We start from the raw sequence: 19,525 nt of genomic DNA, 5'->3' as shown, positions 1-19,525 counted from the left end.
TGGCGGAGCCACACGGGTCAGCATATTCAAAGATCAGATCGAGGCACTTTCAATGAGCGCCGTCACGGCGTCCCCAGGCACCCAGAACCTACGTCCGAGGCCCGGTGATGCCGGCAATGACGTTGAGGAAAATGAGATCTCTCTTCACAGAACGGAGCGCAGCGGAGTTCGATTCGGTGGACGCCCGCAGGGTGGCCCGGCGCTGCCCAGTTGCCGTGAACCCTTACCTGTGCGACAGCAGTCCTGCTTCTCGGCGGTGCCTGTGCGCCGGACCGCAGGAAGCGAATACGACTCGATAGCGGCTCGAATTTTGTGTCATGAAGGGTAGGGATGTCGGTGCTGGTTACGCTCATGGAAAGTAATGCGGTTGCGCATTACGAATGTGTCGAGGAAAGGTTTTCCGGCTGTGGCCAAACGAGTTACAACCTAATTGGTGGACGATATCGACGGGTCGGTCATCGACGACGAGTCCGGCGAGACGATCGAATTCGCGATGAACGGCGTCGAGTACTCGATCGACCTGAAGGCGAAGAACGCGAACGAGTTTCACAAGAAGCTCGACTACTACGTCGGACACGCGACGCGAGTCGGTGGCCGCAAGCGCAAGCCCTCCCCCGCTGTCGCGTCGGCCGCGACATCGGCCGACGGATCGGGCAAGCGTGATCCGGAGCAGACGCGGGCGATTCGGCAGTGGGCATTTGATCAGGGCTACGAAATCAGCGAACGCGGCCGCATCCCGGCCGACATCGAAGAGGCATACAACGCCGCACACCGACGGGCGGCGAGCCGCCTCGTCTACGTGAGGGGGCGGCTTCATGTTCCCTCTGCTGCCCGGGCTCTGGCAGATGACCAAGGGTCACATGGACGCTTTAGTCAACAATCTGTTGGCTGGCAGCTCGTCAAACCCGATGGCCAACTGCGACGTCCGTGGGAGGCCACTTCGATCAATCCGATGCTCAACCTCGTAAGCGCGGTCTTCACCGGGCTGATGCGAGAAGGGCGATTGGTTCGAGACGTTGCCGCGCTCGTCGACCGCGCGCCCCGTGTGCACGTTGAGATGCAGACATTCACGGAAGACGAAGTGCAACGCCTCCTGGAGGCATCGACGGCCGACCGGAACGGGCACGCCTGGTTGCTTGCGCTGAGCGGCCTAAGACGCGGTGAACTGTGCGGGCTTCGGTGGAACGATGTCGATCTTCACGCCGGCAGTCTGACCATCAACAACACGCGAGTCTCGGTCAATGGACGCGTCGTAGAGGGTCCGCCGAAGACAGAAAAGTCCAAGCGCACGCTTCCCCTCACGCCAGCCCTCAAATCCGCACTCGAAACTGCACACCGCTTGCAGGGTGTGGAACGAAAGAGTTCGAGCTACGTCGGCCCCGGCACGTACGTCGTGTCCGACGCTGTCGGGCGACCATTTCATCCCGATACGGTCAGCGACTATTGGCGCAGGCTATGCATCGACAGCAAGGTGTCCGACATACGTCTCCACGACGCGCGTCACACGTGCGGGACTCTGCTGCACCTTCAAGGTGTGCCTATTGCCGTGATCTCGGCGTGGCTTGGGCATTCGGACAACGCTTTCACGATGCGCACCTATGTCCACTCCCAGAACCAAGCGCTACTGGGCGCGGCCGATACGTTGCAGTCACTCATCCGACGTCGTGACGAGCCATCCGATGATGCAAGTTGACCGGCGTTCGTCCGCGACCGTCCACCAAGGAGCAGGCGGACTCAGCAGGGGCTGTTCCGGCGAGTTTTGAAGCAGTTGTGACATTCTGTGACCCCGAGCTTGCCTAGTCGGCAATGAAACTCATTAGAGATAACACAAAGGGCCAGGTCAGGCCCGATTTTCGGTGGAGCCTCCTAACGGGATTGAACCGTTGACCGCTCGCTTACAAGTATGTTGCGAGACAACCACATACGTCCGCATGGAACCACCACAGAGGCTCTGACCTGTGTCCATCGTCCAAGCAGTACCACCCGAATACACGTCCGTTCGGACCGACATGTGACACGCTCGTGACACCGTCGGCCGCGCGGCAGCAAAGCCAGACGCCGCCCAGTCGGCTCTGAGCCGACCCCATACAGATAGCGTGGAATGGTCGGGGCTGAAGTCTGAATCGCTGTGGTGGTCGCGTCCACCCAACAGCTCACGATGTGTGGCGTTCGATATCTGCCCCTCGCAGGACCGGCCCGTGTTCTGCGCACCGCATGGCGTGGGTCTCCACCAATCCGTCCCCCACGCTCGACGTCCCCGTCCGAGTTCTGAGTAAATCATCCACTCGGAAGCCAGCTTGCGGCCCTCCACTCGTGCCAACACATGAAACACCCGGCGATCCACATAGTTCGACGTGGTCACAGTCAGGGGCTGCGCCGAACCAGCGCCAGCGCAGAGATGAGCGGGTCGTCGCCCGCGACCTGCGGCCGACCAGCGTCCCTGTCAACGTCTACCGAGCAGCCACCACGCCAGAACGAGGTCGTCGGTGACGTCGAGGTCGAGACCCGTGAGTGTGGTGAACTTGGCCACCCGATTGCGAACTGTGTTGCGATGCAGAAAGAGTGCGGCAGCCGTTTCGTCGACCCGACGGTTGTGGTGCAGAAACTGAGCTACGGTCTCGGTGATCTCTCGCCCCGATTCACCACGCTCTCGGAGCGACGCGAGATACACATCGGCCAGCGACAGCATCGATTCGTCGTCGACGCAGAGAAGCGGCAGAGCGCCGAGACCTGCGAGGTCTACCAATCCGGTCCGCGCGAATCGGGCCGCAACATCGAATGTGCGGCGAGCTTGTCGGTAGGACGTAGCCGCATCCGAGGGTAGCTCGGCGGACCCTACTGCAACCAACGCTCCGATCTCGAGGTCGTCGGGCACAAAGGGTAGCAACGCAACAAAATACGAGTCCACGACAGCGTCGAATACAGGAACCTCGCTCGTCGCGGCTCGCATTCTCAGCGTTGCCACCACATCGGACGTGAAGCGGGGATCATCGAAGTCTGCGCAGGCGACGCGATATCGGTGGTCGGCGACGATCCGGTGTTCGGCAAGAAGCGTCGGTAGGGCAGCCGGAGCATGCGTTCCCTCCAACAGCCGACGCATGAAGGAACTTCGGTGAGCGGCCCGCGAAACGGCATTTTCCTGCATCACTGCGTTGACGACGGCGGAGTAGGAAGTTGCCCAGTGCCACATCATGTCCTGAACGTCGTCTACGACGTCCGAAGAAATTTCCTCCTGTTCGGCGCGGGCACGAATGATAGTCGACAATCTGCGGGCTCCCACTTGAATGCTGTGCGCCACGAGTTCGAGTGGAATCTGCTGAACCGACCACCTGCGAACGAGTTCGGTCAATTCGGCAGGGTCGACCGTCGGCACGTCCCCACCGAACACCTGCCGGACGACGATGTCGAGCACTGCACGGGTATTCCGTTCGACCTCGTCCCGGGCAACAAGGTCGTATACCGGAATGCTCGCGCGATAGAGTTCGGTGAGATCGGCTGCTATCGAGTCGATTTCGAAGTCTCCGGGGACAATCAAGGACGCGATGCGGGCAGCAGTCTCGCGTTCCCTGGCGCGAATGCGATCGCCGTCTGCCTGTGTCATGTTGCTTCTATCGTTCGAGGGCGCTCAGCCGCCGGATCTTGGGTGCGATCGCCCTGCTGCGTCGCGTGAACAGCGATGTCTGGAGTGCTGATCGGGTGAACAGCAGAGCCCATCCCACGCGAGGATAGATCATGCGGGCCGCACGCCGTTCGAGTGCGTCGACGAGATGCGGGGTGATACTGGCGGTGGTGGCCACAGATCCGAAAGGTCCGGGTAGTGCATCGAGTAGTGCGGCAAAAGCGGGTTGCCCCTTCAGCTTGCCCGTCACCATCGTCGTGTCGATCCAGCCCGGATGCAGGGACCCGACATCGACTCCGGTTCCCGAGAGCTCGAGTCGTAGAGAGTTCGCGAACGCTTCGAGTCCGGCCTTTGCGGCTGAGTAAGCGCTGTGCCCCGGTTGATGGGCGAACGAAGCCCAGGAGCACGTCATAGCGATGTAGCCGCGCGATCGAAGCAGTTCGGGAAGGGCCGCGCGCACGATGTTGTGTGCTCCAACGAGATTGACGTCCAGTACCCGTTTCCATGCGCCGTCCGGAAGCAGATCGACAGGGCCGAACACCGATACCCCGGCATTGGCCCATACGATGTCGACTCGTCCGTACTTCGCAACGATCTGCGCGGTCACCTTCGCGCAGGCCGCGGCGTCGGTGACGTCCAGAACATACGTGTCCACCCGACCTCGAATGGCCTCGGCGGCGCGCGCCAGCGCTTCTTCGTCGCGATCCAGCAGGACCACATCGGCACCCCGCTCGGCGCACATCGCAGCGGACGCCGAGCCCAATCCTCCTGCGCCACCGGTGATGAGGATGACTTTTCCGGTCAACGTCATGATTGATCTCCTGCTGATTCGGCGGCTGAACGGGGTAGCTCGATCACGCACAGAGCCGACTCGGTGATGCTGCCGAAAACAAGGTGGCTTCCGGCGCGAACCACACTGGTGACAGTCGAGTACTCCATAGACGGACTCTGCACGTCGTGGACGACATCACCATTCCCATCGACCGCCATGACCCAGGTGGTCGTGCCTCCGGAACGAACGCTTTCCGGCAACGAGTACGCCAACTTCCGCACGAACCCCGGAAGGCGGGCCGCAATATCGAACAGCGGGACTCGCGGGGACGCAAGCGAAACCCACACCACGTCGCCGTCGGCCGACAGATTGTCCGGAAACCCTGGGAGATTTTCGATCAAGGGATCCAGCGCCACGACACCACCGGCGTCATCGACGCGATATCGAGCGAGCCGAAAACTACCGGTTTCCGACACGGTGATGCAGGTTTCGTCCTCGGAGACGGTCAAACCGTTCGCGAACTGAATCCCGTCGACGAGAGTGCGCACCGAACCGTCAAGGTCACGAACGAGGAGCCGGCCGGTACCGGAGTGTTCCAGTAAGTCCGCGAGGTAGTTCTCGAAGCCGAACCGCCGGGTCGACGCCGTGAAGTAGGTTCGCCCCGACGCAGCCGCCACCACGTTCGACGCGAAGTTGAGTCGAACCCCATCCACCTCGGACACCAAATCCTCGATCTCGCCGGTATCGGCGTCGAGTCTCAGCAGTCCGCGTTCGCTGTCGCAGATCAGCAGAGTCGAGTCGTCGACCACTGCGATTCCGAGGGGCCTACCGCCGGTGTCACCGAGCGTCTCGACAACTGAGTCATTGCTCCTCACAGTGACTCTCAGGATGCGGCCGTCTTCGATACCGGTCACGATGCGCCCCCGAGAATCTATCCGCACATCCTCCGGTCCGCGACCAGGGAGCTCGATGCGCCTGATTGCACCCATCGGGGTACTACTCGTGTGCTTCCGCGCGCGTGCGGGGGCTGGCGGTGGTGTCCACCGGCGCGGTTCCAACAGCGGTTTGATCGGCCGCTTCGGAAGGACGACAGTGTGCCCTTTGCCAGCTCCGCGCACGACGTCGGCAACAGCGCCCGCCGATGTCCACGGTGCCCCGTGTCCCTCGTGTTTCAGTGGAAATGCCCGCCTACCCTGTCCGCGCGCCGACAGTGCCATTGCTGCGGCATCCACACGTCGATCGTCGAGCCCGTAGACGACGTCGACTTCGCAGTGCACGGACGACAGACGCACGGACAGCTCGGATTCGTCCAGATAGTGGTCGATCGCGTCGCCGTTTGCGACCAGCCGGGAACGTCCCGTCTCGACGAGGTCGGCGACAGCGAAATCAGGGACACTCGGCGCCGGCGCGAACGCTGTTTTCAGGCCGGCCCGAAGCACACCCCTCGGAATGGCGGCCCATACTGCCGCTCCCAATCCCGGCACGCGAAGAATTTTCTCCGAGGCGCTGCGCGCGGTAAGCCGACTCGCTCGCGTGGGAGGCGTCGACACCAGCACCAAGCGCTCGACCAGGGATGGGAATTGCTCGGCCAGAGATGTAGCGACCAACCCGCCGCGCGAGTGGCCTACAACGGTCGCGGACGAGAGTCCACTCGCGCGCATGTGCCGGGCAACGTCGAGAGCGTCGTCTTCGATCGAAGTCGAGCCTCGAAGTCGAACAGCCACAATAGTTTTGGAGGTATCGAGAAGTGCCCGGACTCTCGTCCACGTGTCCTCCGACCCGGCCAGCCCGTGGAGCAGAACCACGTTGTCGCTCACTGCGCGCCTCCCATCGTGCGCGCCTCGAGCACGTCGCGTTCGAGTGCGGGAACGGTCGAGGACGCGCGTAGGCCGACAGCGATGTCCCACAGTCTGCCTGTGAACAACCCCCGCACCTTGTCGACGGCGGCGAGTGCAGCGGGTACGTAGATCTTGCGGCTGCGGTGTTCGATTCCCGACACGAACGCCTCCGCGCACTCGTCGACGTCGGTGACCACGTCGAACGGCCACGGTAGCTTCTGGATACCTTCACGAACAGCGACGATGTCGTTCTGCGCGGCGAACATCGGGGTCCGAATCCATGCTGGGTGCGCGACCCCCACTGCGACACCCTTGTGCGTGACCTCGAGCCGCAGCGCGCCTCCGAATGCCTCCACACCGGCTTTCGACGCCGCGTATGCGGAGCCACCAGGTACGTTCTTCAACGCCGCAGCAGACGAGACCAGTAGGTAGTAGCCGCGTTGCGCGGTGACGTGGCCGAGGGTGGCATGCACCGTTCTCATCACGCCGACGAGGTTGACGTCGACGGTGCGAGCAAGCGTGTCGATCTCGCTGGTGGCCACCGTGCCTGCCTCTGCCACACCGGCATTCGCGACGACGATATCCACACATCCGTAGTCCGCGATGATCTCGTCCACCGCCTCGGTAAGCGATCTGCTGTCCGTCACATCCCCCTGAATCGCTCGATGTCGATTACCGGCGACCCGAGAAAGCGATGACGCCGTGGTCTCGACACTCCGGCTCCGATCGAGAACCACCACGTGTGCTCCCCGGTCTGCCAGCGAACGTGCAGTTGCGGCACCTATTCCAGAGCCGCCGCCCGTGACCAGTGCGACCTTTCCCGCTACGGAGGTGTTGCGCTTCATCGCTGTTCGGCTCCCACTCGTGATAGGTGATGCGTTGCATCGAAGGACCATGCGCGGCGGCGGTATCCGAAAATGCTCGCCGGCCAGAGGTTGCTGTTGCGCCCGGTCGGATCGAGGTACCAACTCGAGCAGCCACCACTCGTCCACACGGTCCCGTCCGTCAGTGAATCGACGAGCCGAGCGAAACCCGACTGCGCTTGTGGAGTCGGCTCGACTGTTGCTGGGCCTCGATCGCGGCACCACTTCATGGCACCTGAGATGTAGCGGAGTTGCGACTCGAACATCATGATCACCGAGGTGTGGCCGAGTCCGATATTCGGACCGTGCATCAAATACATGTTCGGAAACCCCGTGACGGAAGTGCCCATGTACGCCTCCGGGCTCGAGCCCCACATCTCCGACATCGACACACCGTCGGGTCCGACGATTGCCTCGGTCAGTGGCAGACGACTCGTGTCGAATCCGGTACCGAAGATCACGACATCCACGGGATGAGTGGTGCCGTCCGAGTCGATGAGGCCCTCGGGCGTCGCGCGATCGATTCCCACCGTGTGCACGTCGACATTGGGTTGAGCAAGCGCGGGATAATAGTTGTCGGACAACAATATTCGCTTGCAACCCATGCGATAGCTCGGCGAGAGTTTCTTGCGCAGAACAGGATCGGAGACGGCATGCTCCAGGTGGGCGCGCCCTTCCCTCTCACCGACAGCCATGAGCGTGGGATGCCGGAATGCCGCCAGCTTCGCTTCCCTCTCGGCGTAAATGGCTGTGCGACGCATACGCTGCAGTCCCGGTACGACGCGCATCGCGGCGCGAGAGCGACGCGTGATAGCCGTGTCACCTCGCGGCATCACCCAGGGCGCGGTGCGTTGGAACAACGTCAGCGCGCCTACCAGGGGCTGAATCTGCGGTACGAACTGAATGGCAGACGCACCGGTTCCGACAACGGCAACCCGCTTGCCCGAGAGATCCACAGAGTGATCCCAACGAGCCGAGTGAAAAACGGACCCACCGAACTCTTCGAGACCGTCGATGTGCGGAATGGCCGGGTCCGCCAGGGCGCCGGTTGCCAGCACGACATGGTCGGCAGTCGACGTCCCGCCCTCGGTCTCGAGAACCCACCGATGGTGGATGGAGTCCCACGTCGCTGATTGCACTGCGCATCCGGTACGCAAGCGAGGCAGCAAACCGTGCTCGCGTGCGACCCGTTCGAGGTAGGCGCGTATTTCGGGTTGCCGCGCGAACGTGTGTCGCCAATCGGTACCGGGTGCGAAAGAGAACGAATAGAGCAGACTCTGCACATCGCACGCCGCGCCCGGGTAGGTGTTGTCTCGCCACACGCCCCCGAGGGTGTCGGCGCGCTCGAAGATGACGACGCTTCCCCGATGATGCTCGGCCAGGCGTATGGCTGCGCCGATCCCCGCAAATCCCGAACCGACAATCGCCAGCACGTGATGGTCGTGTTCGGCCGAATTATTCTGACTCACAGCCACATTCCTTTCAGACGATCGGCATCTGCACACTGGTCGAAGTTCTGGCCGACTGCAGCCAGGGTTCGATCCAGTCGGGCAGTTCTCGTGCCGGGGCGAATTGCGCATCGAGTTCGAGGACTTGTTTCGGCGTCACGGACGCACCGTGTCGGTCGAGTAGTCGCACAGCCACGACAGCATTCGCGTACACGGCCTCGTCCACTCGGAACACGTGCTCGAAAAATGCGTTGCGCTTATCGAATCCGAGCATTGTGGTGCGCACCTGGTAGCGAACACCCAGAGTCAGCGACCGCCGGTAATTGATCGTCTGCGCCACCACGACGGGATGCCAGTGTTTCGCTCGGAGCTGACGCCAGAGTCCTGTGCGCGTCCAATAGGCAATACGTGCGGCGTCCAGAATCGACAGGTATCGGCCGTTCGTCATGTGCATCAACAGATCCAGATCGGAAGGCAGCACCCGAAACGGCGTATCGACCGGTTCACCGACCTCCACTGCGCTCTGCGATTGACGCGGTGGAATCATCGCCACCAACCACCGCACGGTCATCAACATGCATTCTCTCCATCCTCGTCGCCTCGATTGCATCCATCTTCCAGTGCGACGCACCGTCTACGACAGGTCCTGCAGAACACGGTTGGGGGTGACGCAATGTGCGCGGTGCACACCGGGCGTAAGCACGAAAGCACAATCCCGACGCCGTTGCCGTAAGGCAAGGACTCCTCGACGCGGTATGTTCCGTAGTAACAGGTAACGGGTTGCGGGGCCCTTCGCGAGGGCGGTGGAGATCATGAGCAACACCGAGCCACGCTCCTGGTTCGACAGAGCAGCTCACGCCCGCCGTGTCTGGCGTTCGACCGCTTATCGGAGCGATCCGGTGCGGTCCGATGCGGTTATCGTCGAAGGGCTCGCGACGGTGAGCGCGCTGTGCGCGGTGCTCTTCGTCTGCATATCCGTGTGGATGGCGACGGATACCGATCCGGGCTTTCCCTGGTGGTCCAGAGCCTTCACCTTGGTGGTGACGGCGATCGCGACCGCGACGTTCTTTGCGCTCCACACTCGACACGCGACCTGGTTCTACCGTCACACCGACGTCGTGACTCTGATCTCCGCTCTACTGTTCGTCACCAGTCCAACGCTCGCCTACGTCAGTGCCCGGGAAGCGTATCCGGCGTACGGACTCGTACTGGCCGTGGTTGCGTACGCGGCAGTTCTACAACGTCGCTCCCACGTGGTTGCCCTGACCGCAGCGACGATGGCCACTTGGATTGCGATGGCCGTCGCGTACGGAACGGACGTCAGCGCCCAGACCTTCGCGGTGTCGGTAATACGGACCGTCGTGGTCGTCGCGATTATTCACTACGTTCGGATCAAGACGATCGATCTGTTGTCGGAGAGGTACCGCCTGGCCGACGAGGCTCGGGCGCACGCGGACTCCCAGTCTCACCGCGATGATCTGACGGGGTTGTTCAATCGCCGAGGTCTCTACAGGCGCGCCACGCTCGAGGTCGCGTCCTGTGTCGACGCGTCCCTGCCCGTCACTGTCCTATACCTGGACGTCGACGGTCTCAAGAAGATGAACGACGCATTCGGCCACGAGGCAGGAGATGCTGCGCTGGTTCGCCTCGCCGGTGCCCTCTCGTACGCGTTCCGACCCGAGGACATTGTCGCCAGAGTCGGCGGTGACGAGTTCGTCATCGTGTTGCCGAAGGCCGACCACACGCTGGCAATGGCGCTCGCCGGCGACGCGCTGTCGATGCTGACCACTGCGGAGATCTCGGTGAGCGTGGGCGTTGCTGCGTGGACTCCTGGTCCCGTTGCACCGGATCTCGACGACATGATCAGGCGCGCCGACAATGCGATGTACCGCCACAAGCCGCGTCGGTAATCGAAGTGTGCGTCGCAATTGGCGGGCCGAGGGCGAGTCCTCATGTGCCATCGACACTGAGCCTTCCGCTACGTGGTGTACAGAGCCGCGAGCGACTGCCGCAATTTGTACTTCAGGATCTTCCCGCCGACGGTGTCGGGAAGGGAGTCGACGAACTCGATTCGCTTCGGGGTCTCGAAGCCGGCAAGGCGGGAGCGAGCGAAGTCGATGATGTCCGACGCATCGGCTACGACACCCTCGTGTGTCACCACGACCGCCGTCACCGCCTCGCCCCATTGCTGATGGGGCAGTCCGACGACCGCTGCCCTCGCCACCGAGGGGTGCTCGAGCAGAACGGCTTCGACCCGAAGCGTCGACACGTTCTCTCCGCCCGTCTTGACGATGTCCTTGTACCGATCGACCATGATGCGTTGGCCGTTTTCACCGATTACGCAGCTGTCACCGGAGTGAAACCAGCCGTCGACGAAGGCTTCTCTGGTGGCCTGTTCGTTGCGGTAATAGCCAGAAAACAAAGCGGGAGAACGATATACGGCCTCACCTGGACCGTCGTCGTGACTCCGGATCTCCATACCGAATGGATCGACGATCTTCGACGAGAGGATAGGACTCGGGACTCCGACGTAATTGTCGCGCGGTGCCGTTCGTTCGTACAGTTCGCTCCAGCTGTCCGGCCAGAAGCGATGACAAGCAATGCTTTCGGTTTGCCCGAAGATCGCGAGCGCCTGTAACGAATCTCCGCAACGCACCCGCAACGATGCAAAGGTCCGCGGCGGTAAAGCGGCCCATCCGTAGACGGCGACCGACAGATTCGATGCATTCAAATTCGGCTCTGCGTCGAGAGCCTCGGCGACGGCTCCCAGCATGGCGGGCGAGCCTCCCCATAGACAGGTCACCGACTCACGGTCGATGGCTCGGGCTGTCGCAACCGGATCGGGCTTGCGCCCGATGACCAACGTGCCACCGTTGAGCAGCACAGAAATGTTGAACAGATGATCTCCGACGTGGTAGATCAGGGGAAGGAAGCTGCACTGCACGATGTCCGACTCGTGGCGGAGTCCACGAGTCAGCGCGGCGGTGAAGTTCATCCCAGCGTAGTGGGTTGCGTGATGAGAGAGCATGACCCCCTTGGGCGCAGCGGTCGTGCCCGAGGTGAACAGGATCTGCCAGATGTCGTCACCATGAATATCGACCTGGGGCTCGGTGTCCGGACTGTCGGCACAGAATTCCAAGAAAGATGAACTTCCAGGAACTGCATCGCCCCCGATCGTGATGGTTACGCCCGCCTCTACCCCGTGGTGCCCCAGTATGTCGGCATTGGTTGCCCACCGTTCGGAGTCGATGACCAGAAATTTCGGTTCGACGAGTTCGACCAACTGACCGAGGACATCAGGAGCCATCATCGTGTTGACCGGTGCGCAGACCAGACCTGCTTTGGCCACCGCCAGCTTGGTGAGCCACGCTTCGACCGAGTTGTCGCACAACAACATCACCACGTCACCCCGTACGAGCCCTTTGCTCAGGAGCGCGTTGGCGAAACGATTGGCCGAGTCGTTGGCTTGCCTGTACGTCAACCGCTCGTTCTCCGGGTGCGCAAAGGCACCGTCCCACCCGACGATGACAGTCTTGTCCGGGGTACTCCACGTCACGCGCTCCAGCAGGTCCCCGACCGCGGTGCGGTCCCACCGGTTGTCGGCCCGACGATTGACGAGATCATTCACATTGATGACCATCGGATTCCTCCGTAGTTGGTTCTAGTAGGACCGGGGCAGCGAAAGACTGTGCTGCGCGACATAATTGAGAATCATTTCGCGGCTGACCGGGGCAATCCGCAACAACCGCGCCACACTCCACTGCGGGAGCAATCCGTACTCGACGCTCAGTCCGTTACCGCCGTGCGTCTGGATGGCGGTCTCCACGGCACCGACGGCAGCCTCCGCGGCGGCGTACTTGGCGACATTCGACGCTTCCCCTGCCGGCTGGCCCTCGGCGTAGAGCCATGCTGCACGCGAGGTCGCCATCGCCGCGAGGTCGACTTCGATCTTGGCTTTGGCCAGTGGGTGGGCGACGCCTTGGTGCGCACCGATCGGCACTCCCCACACGGACCGGGTTCGCGCGTAGGCCGCTCCCCGCTCGACTGCGAATCGCCCGATTCCGACGCATACCGCAGCGCCGGTGATCCGTTCCGGGTTGAGACCGTCGAATACTTGCCGGAAACCCTCGTCTGCGTCGCCGAGGAGACTGCTGACCGGGAGTCGGACGTTGTCGAAATGGAGAGTGAATTGCTTCTCGGGAAGGCTTGCTGCGACCGGCAGGATGTGTTTGACCAAACCCGGTGTGTCGGTGGGAACGAGAAAAAGGGACAGCTTTCCGCGGCCCGTCGCTTCGTCCTTGCCTGTGCGGGCTACGACGACGATCGCGCCTGCCTCGTCGACGCCGGAGATGTAGTACTTCGATCCGTTGAGTATGTAGTCGTCACCATCACGACGTGCGGTGGTCGACATCTTTTGAGTGTTCGACCCGGCGTCTGGTTCGGTGATCGCGAAGACGACTTTCGTCTCCCCCGAAGCCATGCGCGGCAGCCATTCCCGACGCTGGTCGTCGGTGCCGTACTTCGCGATCAACTCACCCGAGATCGCGCTCGATACGAGAAGCAATAGAAGGGGGCATCCGTGGGCCGCGGTTTCCTCGCACACCAGTGCCAGCTCGGTCATCCCCGCTCCACCACCGCCGTACTCCTCGGGCAGGTTGATACCGATGAAGCCACTGTCGGCCAACGCTTTCCACAACTCGTCGGTCGGCTCGTGGGCCGCAGCACGCTCGGCAAAATAATCCGGCCCGAACTTGTCGGTGATGGCACCGACAGCGTCGCGGATTGCGCGGTGTTCTTCGGATTCGGTGAAGTTCATGTCGTCTCCTCGTGTGAGAGTGTGCGGGCGCCCTGTGGCACTCGGAATTGCTCGAAGCCCGCTGCGGCGCCGCTTCGGAGCAGAGTCGTGGATTGCAGAGCCGACTCGTGTGCGAGTGCACCGCGCAAGCTCTGATCGGATGCAGTGTTGATGGACTTCTTGGTCATCGCGATCACAAAATCGTCGAATTCCGCAAGTTCGGCGGCCAACTCGACGGCTCGGGTGAGTGCGCGCGATGCGTCTTCGGCGACTTCGTTGACCAAGCCGATCTCCACCGCACGCTCGGCATCGACCACTGGCGCACGCAGGAGCAGATCCTTGGCTCGTCGTGCACCGACCAGACGCGGTAACAGATACGCCGCGCCGGCATCGGGGATGACTCCTCGACGCACGAATACTTGGCAGAACCGAACATCGGCTGCGCAGACCACCAAGTCGCATGCCATTGCCACATTGAATGCCGCACCGTAAGCAACTCCGGACACCGCCGCTACCACTGGCAATCGGCTGTCCCATATCTCGGTGAGCGCATCGTGAAATGCGGACATCAAGTCCGCCTCGGCGAAACTGTCGGTGCTGGCGATCGTGTCGAGAATGGACTGAATGTCCCCACCCGCAGAGAAATTGGTACCGACGCCGGTCAACACCACCGAACCTACGCTGCGGTCGGATGCCGCTTGGCGGAGCTCACCTGCCAAGGCTGCTGCTGTCGCAGTCGACACCGCATTCATCTTTTCCGGATTGTCGAAAGCCACCACCCGCACGCGGCCTACGTCCCAGGTCGTCAGTCCGGTCATCTATCCGTCCACCAGTTCATCCGGTACGTCGGTATGCCGCGCCCGTAGGTATTCCCCGAGCCCTTTGGCTTGTGCATCCGGTCTCGTCGACGATGCCACCCCGTCGCCGAGGAAACGATCGACCACGAAATTGAGCGCCCTGAGATTGGCGAACTCGTAGCGTGAAATATTCAGACCCGTTGCCTCGGGGACCAGTTCGACGAATCGATCGACCGTCAGGTGCACACGAAGCCAGTTCCATCGCTCGTCGGAATCGGTCCAGACACCGACGTTCGCTTTGCCACCCTTGTCGCCGGAACGAGCCGCAACGACGTGCCCGATCGGCCGCCGCGTGACAGGTCGGTCTCCGTCGTCGTGCGTCGGCTCATCCGACGCCGGTTCCGACTCCGTTCTGGCCGCCGCGACGCCGGCTGTATGAGGAATCGTTTCGCGTGATCCGTCGTGATGCACAACCACGTGTTCCACTTCGGACGACGGAATCAGCGTCGGCCAGTACACCCCGAATTCGGTAGCCGAGGATGGCGGGGTCGTGGTGTGGAAGCCTGCATAACCGCCGAGCGCGAGCTCCATCACGGCACCGGAGAATGCGCGGTCGACCTTGCTTCGGTCACGATCTTTCACTGTTACCCGAAGATGCGCCGACGCCTGTGCAGCCGTCACCGGGTCGCTGCGGTCGAAACGAAGCAGCTGCACGTCGGAGTCGTCGAACGCTTTTCTGCCGCCCAGTATCTCGAACAGTTCTTCCGTCGCCCACGCGGCCTTCTCCTCGATGTCGAGTCCGGTGAGCACCATGGTCATGGTGTTGCGGAATCCACCGACGTAGTTCATCGCGACCTTGAGGGAGGTCGGCGGCGGAGTTCCCACGACGTTCGATACCCGTACCCGGTTCTCGTCCTCCTGCTCGACACGTGCGGTATCGAAGTGAGCTGTGACGTCGGGGTTCAGATATCGAGGGTGGTCGACCTCGTACAGCAGCTGCGCTGTCACCGTCCCGACCGAGACCAATCCGCCGGTGTCGGGGTGCTTGGTGATGACAAAACTGCCGTCGTGAGCGACCTCTGCGACCGGGAACCCCGGGTAACGGCGATCCACTACCTCGTTGATCTGCGAGTAGTTTCCGCCCGTTGCTTGCGGACCGCACTCGATGATGTGGCCTGCGAGAACGGAACCCGCCAACGCGTCGAAATTTTCGCGCGTCCACTCGTGCCACCAGGCACTGGCACCGACGACGAGTGATGCGTCGGTGACGCGCGGGCAGATTACGATGTCCGCCCCGGCCTGAAGGGCAGCCGTGATTCCCCAGCCCCCGAGATACACGTTCGCCGAGACCGGTTCCACGTCCGCATCGGCAAGGGCGACTCCGTTGTCCAAGTGTCGAAGTGGATGGCCTGCTTTCTGCAGATCGCTCAGGCGAGGATGGAGGTCATCGCCTTCGACGTGCGCGACCTTGACATCGACGTCGAGCTCGGCAGCAAGTTCGCGCACTTTCTCGGCGAGCCCGGCCGGGTTGAGACCACCGGCATTGACGACGATCTTGATGTTCTTGTCGATGCAGTCGACCAAGACCTGCTTCATCTGGGTGAGAAAGGTTTTTGCATAGCCCGAGTCCGGGTCTTTCTTGCGTGCCTTCCAGAGAATGAGCATCGTCAACTCGGCCAGGTAGTCACCGGTGACGACGTCTATCGGGCCGCCGTCGACCATCTCTCGGAAGGCTGCGATGCGGTCACCGTAGAAACCGGATGCGTTTCCGATACGGACAGGACGCCTCGGGATGGTTCCAGGGTTCATCGCGTTACTCCTGACTGCAGAGTCGCGGATGTCGACGGTGCTCGACCCGGGCCCGGTGCACCCGCGAACGCCTGAGCAATCGACATCCACGACTGAGCTGTCGGGCCGGTGACCGTCAGTCGGGTGTCGTCGAGATGGCGACGTTGGGTGACCGCGAGAGCGAAGTCCTCGGCAGGCCCGGTAACGCGGTCGACTGCGTCCTCCGATCCCCACGTCCAGATTTCGTCGGAGTCCGGTGCTGAGAGCTCCACCCGCACAGCGATTTCCGGTACATCGAGTCCGTTGAGCATGTGCACGAAACCGAACGTGCTCACCCCGAGATGAGCAATGCTCCGTAGACCAGGACTCGTCGGGTGAGCGCGCCCGAGGGCGTCGTAGATGTCCTGGCCGTGCGCCCAGGTTTCCATCAACCGGGCTGTCGCCGAAGACGCAGCACTCATGTCCGGGCCGTACCACGGGGCGCGGTCGCGCGGACCGGACTGTTGGAACATAGCGAGCAGATCGGCGCGGGAGCGCTCGAACCACGACAGAAGATCCGTTGGTGTGATCGGACGGTACCGCTCGGCAATCACGTCGGGGAATCCCATCCCGTTCTTCATCAGTTCGGCAGCATCGATCCGGAAGCGGTTCGGATCGCGTAACGCATCGTTCGCCGTGTCGTCGAAGTAGGCGAGATGCGAAACCTGATCGCGCACCGCCCATCCCGGTGACGGTGTCGGGATATCCCACTCCGAGGCGTCGAGTCCGGTCAGGACCGCGATCAAGTTCGTCGATTCGGTACGTAGGTCGTCCAACAGAGCTGGGTAGTCCAGTGCCATCAGAGTGCCGTCCAGACTGGTTTCCGCTTCTCGCGGAACGCTCTCATACCCTCTTGTGCGTCGGCACTGTGATAGACCGGCTCCCAGATCTTCTCGGCGCGGTCGAATGCTTCGGTGAGAGAGTGCTCGGCGGTCAATCGCATCGTTTTCTTGCCTGCAGCGACCGACAGTGGCGCGTTCGAGGCGATCTGCTCGGCGAACGATTGTGTGACAGAACGCAGCTCGGCCGGCTCGGCGATCTTGTTCACCAGCCCCACCTCGTATGCCCGCTGCGCAGACAAGGGAATCCCGGTCAACACGATCTCGGCCGCGATGCGGGGTGGAATCATCCAGGACAACGGCGCTGCCCACGGCGAGCCCCGACCGATCTTCACCTCGGACACTGCGAAGGTCGCCGTACTCGACGCGACAGCGAGATCACACGTCTGTGCAAGGAGGAACCCTCCGCCGAGGGCTGCGCCGTTGACGGCGGCGATGGTTGGCTTGTCGACCGTGATGTTTCGACCGAACTGGGGAACGAAATCCACCGGCGGGACAGTCAATTGATTGTCGGCCATCTCCTTCAGGTCCCCGCCTGCGCAGAATGCTTTCTCTCCGGTTCCGGTCAGGACCAGAACCTGTGCAGCCTTGTCGTCATTGAATCGGCGTATGCCGTCGAACAGTCCGTCACGGACGGCCTTGTTCAGGCTGTTTCGCGCCTCCGGGCGGTTGATCGTGAGCCAGGCAACACCGCGTACGACCTCGTAGGTCACTTCGTCGGTCATCGTCCGTCCTCCCCTTCGCTCGTGATGACGGCCAGCACGGTGCCCGCATCCACCTGCTGACCTTCGACGACCGGCAGTGCCCCGACCGTGCCGTCCGCGGGTGCCTTGATGGTGTGCTCCATCTTCATCGCTTCCAGCACGATGACAGCCTGACCGGTGGTGACGCGCTCGCCCTCGGCTACAGCCACCCTGACGACCGTTCCCGGCATCGGTGCGAGCAGGGACCCTGCTTCTTGCCTGCCCGCCGGGTCCGGGAATCGCTCGGCCTCGATGAATTCGGAGTTGCCGAGCGAGCTGTGCACGTAATGCGCACGCCCCACCCGAGTGATCCGGTAACGGCGCCGAACTCCGTCGATGACAGCATCGACCGAATTCGCTGATCGAGAGACGACCTCGATACTGTCGAACGTAGTGTCACCGACCGAAGCTCGAACAGTGTTGCGCTGCACTCTGTATCGAACGTCCAGCTCGGTTCCGTCGTGATCGAGTATCAACGACTGCGGAGCACTGCGCACCGTCCTGAATCCGGACGGCAGTCCTGGCAGGACCTTGGTCGATTCGCGTCGTTCGGTCAGTGCTGCAAGAGCCGCGACAATCGCATGAGTAGTCGCGATACTTCCGTCTGTTTGCGCCGATGTCAGCTCCGCGACGGAATGTCGTTCGAGGTATCCGGTGTCCGTTGCACCGGAGCGGAACTCGTCCTCCCTGAGGATCCCGATCAACAAATCTCGATTTGTCGTGACTCCGTGCACCGACGACTCGGTGAGAGCGCGCGCAACGCGGTCGCACGCGTCGTCGCGATCGCGTCCGTAGCCGATGATCTTTGCCAACATGGGGTCGTAGAAAGTGCTGATGTGCGAGCCGGATTCGAATCCGGCGTCGACCCTGATCCCGGGGAAGTCAGGAATTTCGAAGGTTGCCAAGGTCCCCGATACCGGCATGAATCCGGCTGCGGCATCCTCGGCATACAGCCGCACTTCGACGGCATGGCCGGTGAAGGTCGGGTTCAGGATCTCGTCGGGCAAGGGTTGGCCGGCCGCCACCAGTATCTGGCCCCGCACCAAATCGGTGCCGGTGACCATTTCGGTGACGGGATGCTCGACCTGAAGGCGCGTGTTGACTTCGAGGAAGTAGAACGCACCGTCCGGTGCCATGACGAACTCGACGGTTCCTGCGCCTTCGTAGTTCAGCGCTTTGCCAGCGGAGGTTGCGGCCTGTCCGAGCGCAGCGCGAAGTTCGTCGTCGACCGCCGTGGACGGCGATTCTTCGATGATCTTCTGATAGCGCCGCTGGATCGAGCATTCGCGTTCACCGAGGTGAACGACGTTTCCGTGACGGTCGCCGAAGATTTGGACTTCGATGTGTCGTGGTGATTCGACGAACTTCTCGAGAAATACGGTGCCGTTGCCGAAGGCCGAGAGCGCCTCTCTTCTGGCACTTCGCACGGCCTCCACGAGCTCGTCGGCGGTGGTGACGATCCGCATGCCGCGGCCTCCCCCGCCGTACGCTGCCTTGACGAGGACGGGCAGACCAATCTGGGTGGCAGCGTCGGCGAGCCGTGCCGGATCTTCGTCGGCCTCGTTCTCGACGACCATTCCCGGCAGCACCGGAACGCCCGCCGCGGACATGATGTTCTTGGCTTCGATCTTCGAACCCATAGCGGCTATCGCTTCCGGCGACGGTCCGATGAAGATGACTCCGGCAGCGGCGCATGCTCGTGCGAACTCTTCGTTCTCCGAGAGGAATCCGTATCCGGGATGAACAGCGTCGGCTCCGGTCTTCGCTGCTGCGGACAGTACGAGATCAGCGCGGAGGTAGGTGTCAGCGGGGGCGGTCCCCGGGAGGTGAACAGCTTCGTCGGCAAGCCGCACGTATGGGGCATCCCGATCCGCATCCGAATACAGCGCAACGGTGGCGATATCCATTTCGCGGGCGGTGCGCATGACCCGGGCAGCGATCTCCCCGCGGTTGGCGACAAGGATCTTCTTGATTTTCGACATTG

The 19,525-nt window shown here is 62.3% G+C and carries 15 protein-coding genes and 1 pseudogene; 3 read left to right on the top strand and 13 right to left on the bottom strand.

The genetic code is table 11. The features are described from left to right. Positions 1–430: 430 nt before the first annotated feature. Positions 431–772 (top strand): annotated as a pseudogene (locus CH286_RS27215) (histone-like nucleoid-structuring protein Lsr2); the annotation flags it as partial. A 180-nt stretch (positions 773–952) separates the two neighbouring features. Then, positions 953–1,693 carry a site-specific integrase gene (locus tag CH286_RS27210; RefSeq protein ID WP_369597552.1) on the top strand — a complete coding sequence of 247 codons (741 nt, stop codon included), beginning with the start codon at positions 953–955 and terminating at the stop codon, positions 1,691–1,693. A gap of 750 nt (positions 1,694–2,443) precedes the next feature. Here CH286_RS27210 and CH286_RS27205 read toward each other — a convergent pair. The 6 genes from CH286_RS27205 to CH286_RS27180 are packed head-to-tail and all read right to left on the bottom strand — an operon-like array spanning position 2,444 to position 9,117. Continuing rightward, the gene (locus CH286_RS27205; protein WP_094610948.1) at positions 2,444–3,601 is read right to left on the bottom strand and encodes a PucR family transcriptional regulator; all 1,158 of its coding nucleotides are present in this window, start codon (positions 3,599–3,601) and stop codon (positions 2,444–2,446) included. A 7-nt stretch (positions 3,602–3,608) separates the two neighbouring features. Continuing rightward, on the bottom strand, positions 3,609–4,430 hold the full coding sequence (locus CH286_RS27200) for an SDR family NAD(P)-dependent oxidoreductase (protein WP_094610947.1): 822 nt from the start codon (positions 4,428–4,430) through the stop codon (positions 3,609–3,611). Beyond that, positions 4,427–6,208, bottom strand: coding sequence for an alpha/beta fold hydrolase (locus CH286_RS27195; RefSeq protein WP_176458370.1), 1,782 nt, complete (start codon positions 6,206–6,208; stop codon positions 4,427–4,429). Before CH286_RS27195 ends, CH286_RS27200 begins: the two co-directional genes overlap by 4 nt. Then, positions 6,205–7,074, bottom strand: a complete 870-nt coding sequence (locus CH286_RS27190; protein WP_094610945.1) for a short-chain dehydrogenase/reductase — start codon at positions 7,072–7,074, stop codon at positions 6,205–6,207. The genes CH286_RS27195 and CH286_RS27190 overlap by 4 nt, the downstream gene beginning before the upstream one ends. Then, positions 7,071–8,561, bottom strand: a complete 1,491-nt coding sequence (locus CH286_RS27185; protein WP_255182783.1) for a flavin-containing monooxygenase — start codon at positions 8,559–8,561, stop codon at positions 7,071–7,073. Before CH286_RS27185 ends, CH286_RS27190 begins: the two co-directional genes overlap by 4 nt. A 13-nt stretch (positions 8,562–8,574) precedes the next feature. Beyond that, positions 8,575–9,117 (bottom strand): acyl-CoA thioesterase, encoded by a 543-nt coding sequence (locus tag CH286_RS27180; protein ID WP_176458369.1) that lies wholly within the window; start codon positions 9,115–9,117, stop codon positions 8,575–8,577. A gap of 235 nt (positions 9,118–9,352) precedes the next feature. On the opposite strand from CH286_RS27180, the gene CH286_RS27175 reads away from it, so the two are divergent. Next, positions 9,353–10,450: a GGDEF domain-containing protein gene (locus tag CH286_RS27175; RefSeq protein WP_141215909.1), complete on the top strand. Its 1,098-nt coding sequence runs from the start codon at positions 9,353–9,355 to the stop codon at positions 10,448–10,450. 68 nt (positions 10,451–10,518) lie between these two features. Here CH286_RS27175 and CH286_RS27170 read toward each other — a convergent pair whose 3' ends face one another. Genes CH286_RS27170 through CH286_RS27140 form a run of 7 tightly spaced genes read right to left on the bottom strand, consistent with a single transcriptional unit; the run spans position 10,519 to position 19,523 of the window. Further along, on the bottom strand, positions 10,519–12,180 hold the full coding sequence (locus CH286_RS27170) for a class I adenylate-forming enzyme family protein (RefSeq protein WP_094610941.1): 1,662 nt from the start codon (positions 12,178–12,180) through the stop codon (positions 10,519–10,521). Between the two features lie 21 nt (positions 12,181–12,201). Beyond that, the gene (locus CH286_RS27165; protein ID WP_094610940.1) at positions 12,202–13,356 is read right to left on the bottom strand and encodes an acyl-CoA dehydrogenase family protein; all 1,155 of its coding nucleotides are present in this window, start codon (positions 13,354–13,356) and stop codon (positions 12,202–12,204) included. Beyond that, positions 13,353–14,153, bottom strand: coding sequence for an enoyl-CoA hydratase/isomerase family protein (locus CH286_RS27160; RefSeq protein WP_094610939.1), 801 nt, complete (start codon positions 14,151–14,153; stop codon positions 13,353–13,355). The genes CH286_RS27165 and CH286_RS27160 overlap by 4 nt, the downstream gene beginning before the upstream one ends. After that, positions 14,154–15,941 (bottom strand): acyclic terpene utilization AtuA family protein, encoded by a 1,788-nt coding sequence (locus CH286_RS27155; RefSeq protein WP_094610938.1) that lies wholly within the window; start codon positions 15,939–15,941, stop codon positions 14,154–14,156. After that, positions 15,938–16,759, bottom strand: a complete 822-nt coding sequence (locus CH286_RS27150; protein WP_094610937.1) for a TIGR03084 family metal-binding protein — start codon at positions 16,757–16,759, stop codon at positions 15,938–15,940. Before CH286_RS27150 ends, CH286_RS27155 begins: the two co-directional genes overlap by 4 nt. Beyond that, positions 16,759–17,523 (bottom strand): enoyl-CoA hydratase/isomerase family protein, encoded by a 765-nt coding sequence (locus CH286_RS27145; RefSeq protein WP_094610936.1) that lies wholly within the window; start codon positions 17,521–17,523, stop codon positions 16,759–16,761. The genes CH286_RS27150 and CH286_RS27145 overlap by 1 nt, the downstream gene beginning before the upstream one ends. Then, positions 17,520–19,523, bottom strand: a complete 2,004-nt coding sequence (locus CH286_RS27140; protein WP_094610935.1) for an acetyl/propionyl/methylcrotonyl-CoA carboxylase subunit alpha — start codon at positions 19,521–19,523, stop codon at positions 17,520–17,522. The genes CH286_RS27145 and CH286_RS27140 overlap by 4 nt, the downstream gene beginning before the upstream one ends. Positions 19,524–19,525: the final 2 nt, after the last annotated feature.

Origin of the sequence: Rhodococcus sp. WWJCD1 (assembly GCF_002258735.1) — a bacterium.
Classification (GTDB): Bacteria; Actinomycetota; Actinomycetes; order Mycobacteriales; family Mycobacteriaceae; genus Rhodococcoides.
Note: the sequence above shows the minus strand (reverse complement) of the source record. Positions and strands in the feature narration are given on the sequence as shown.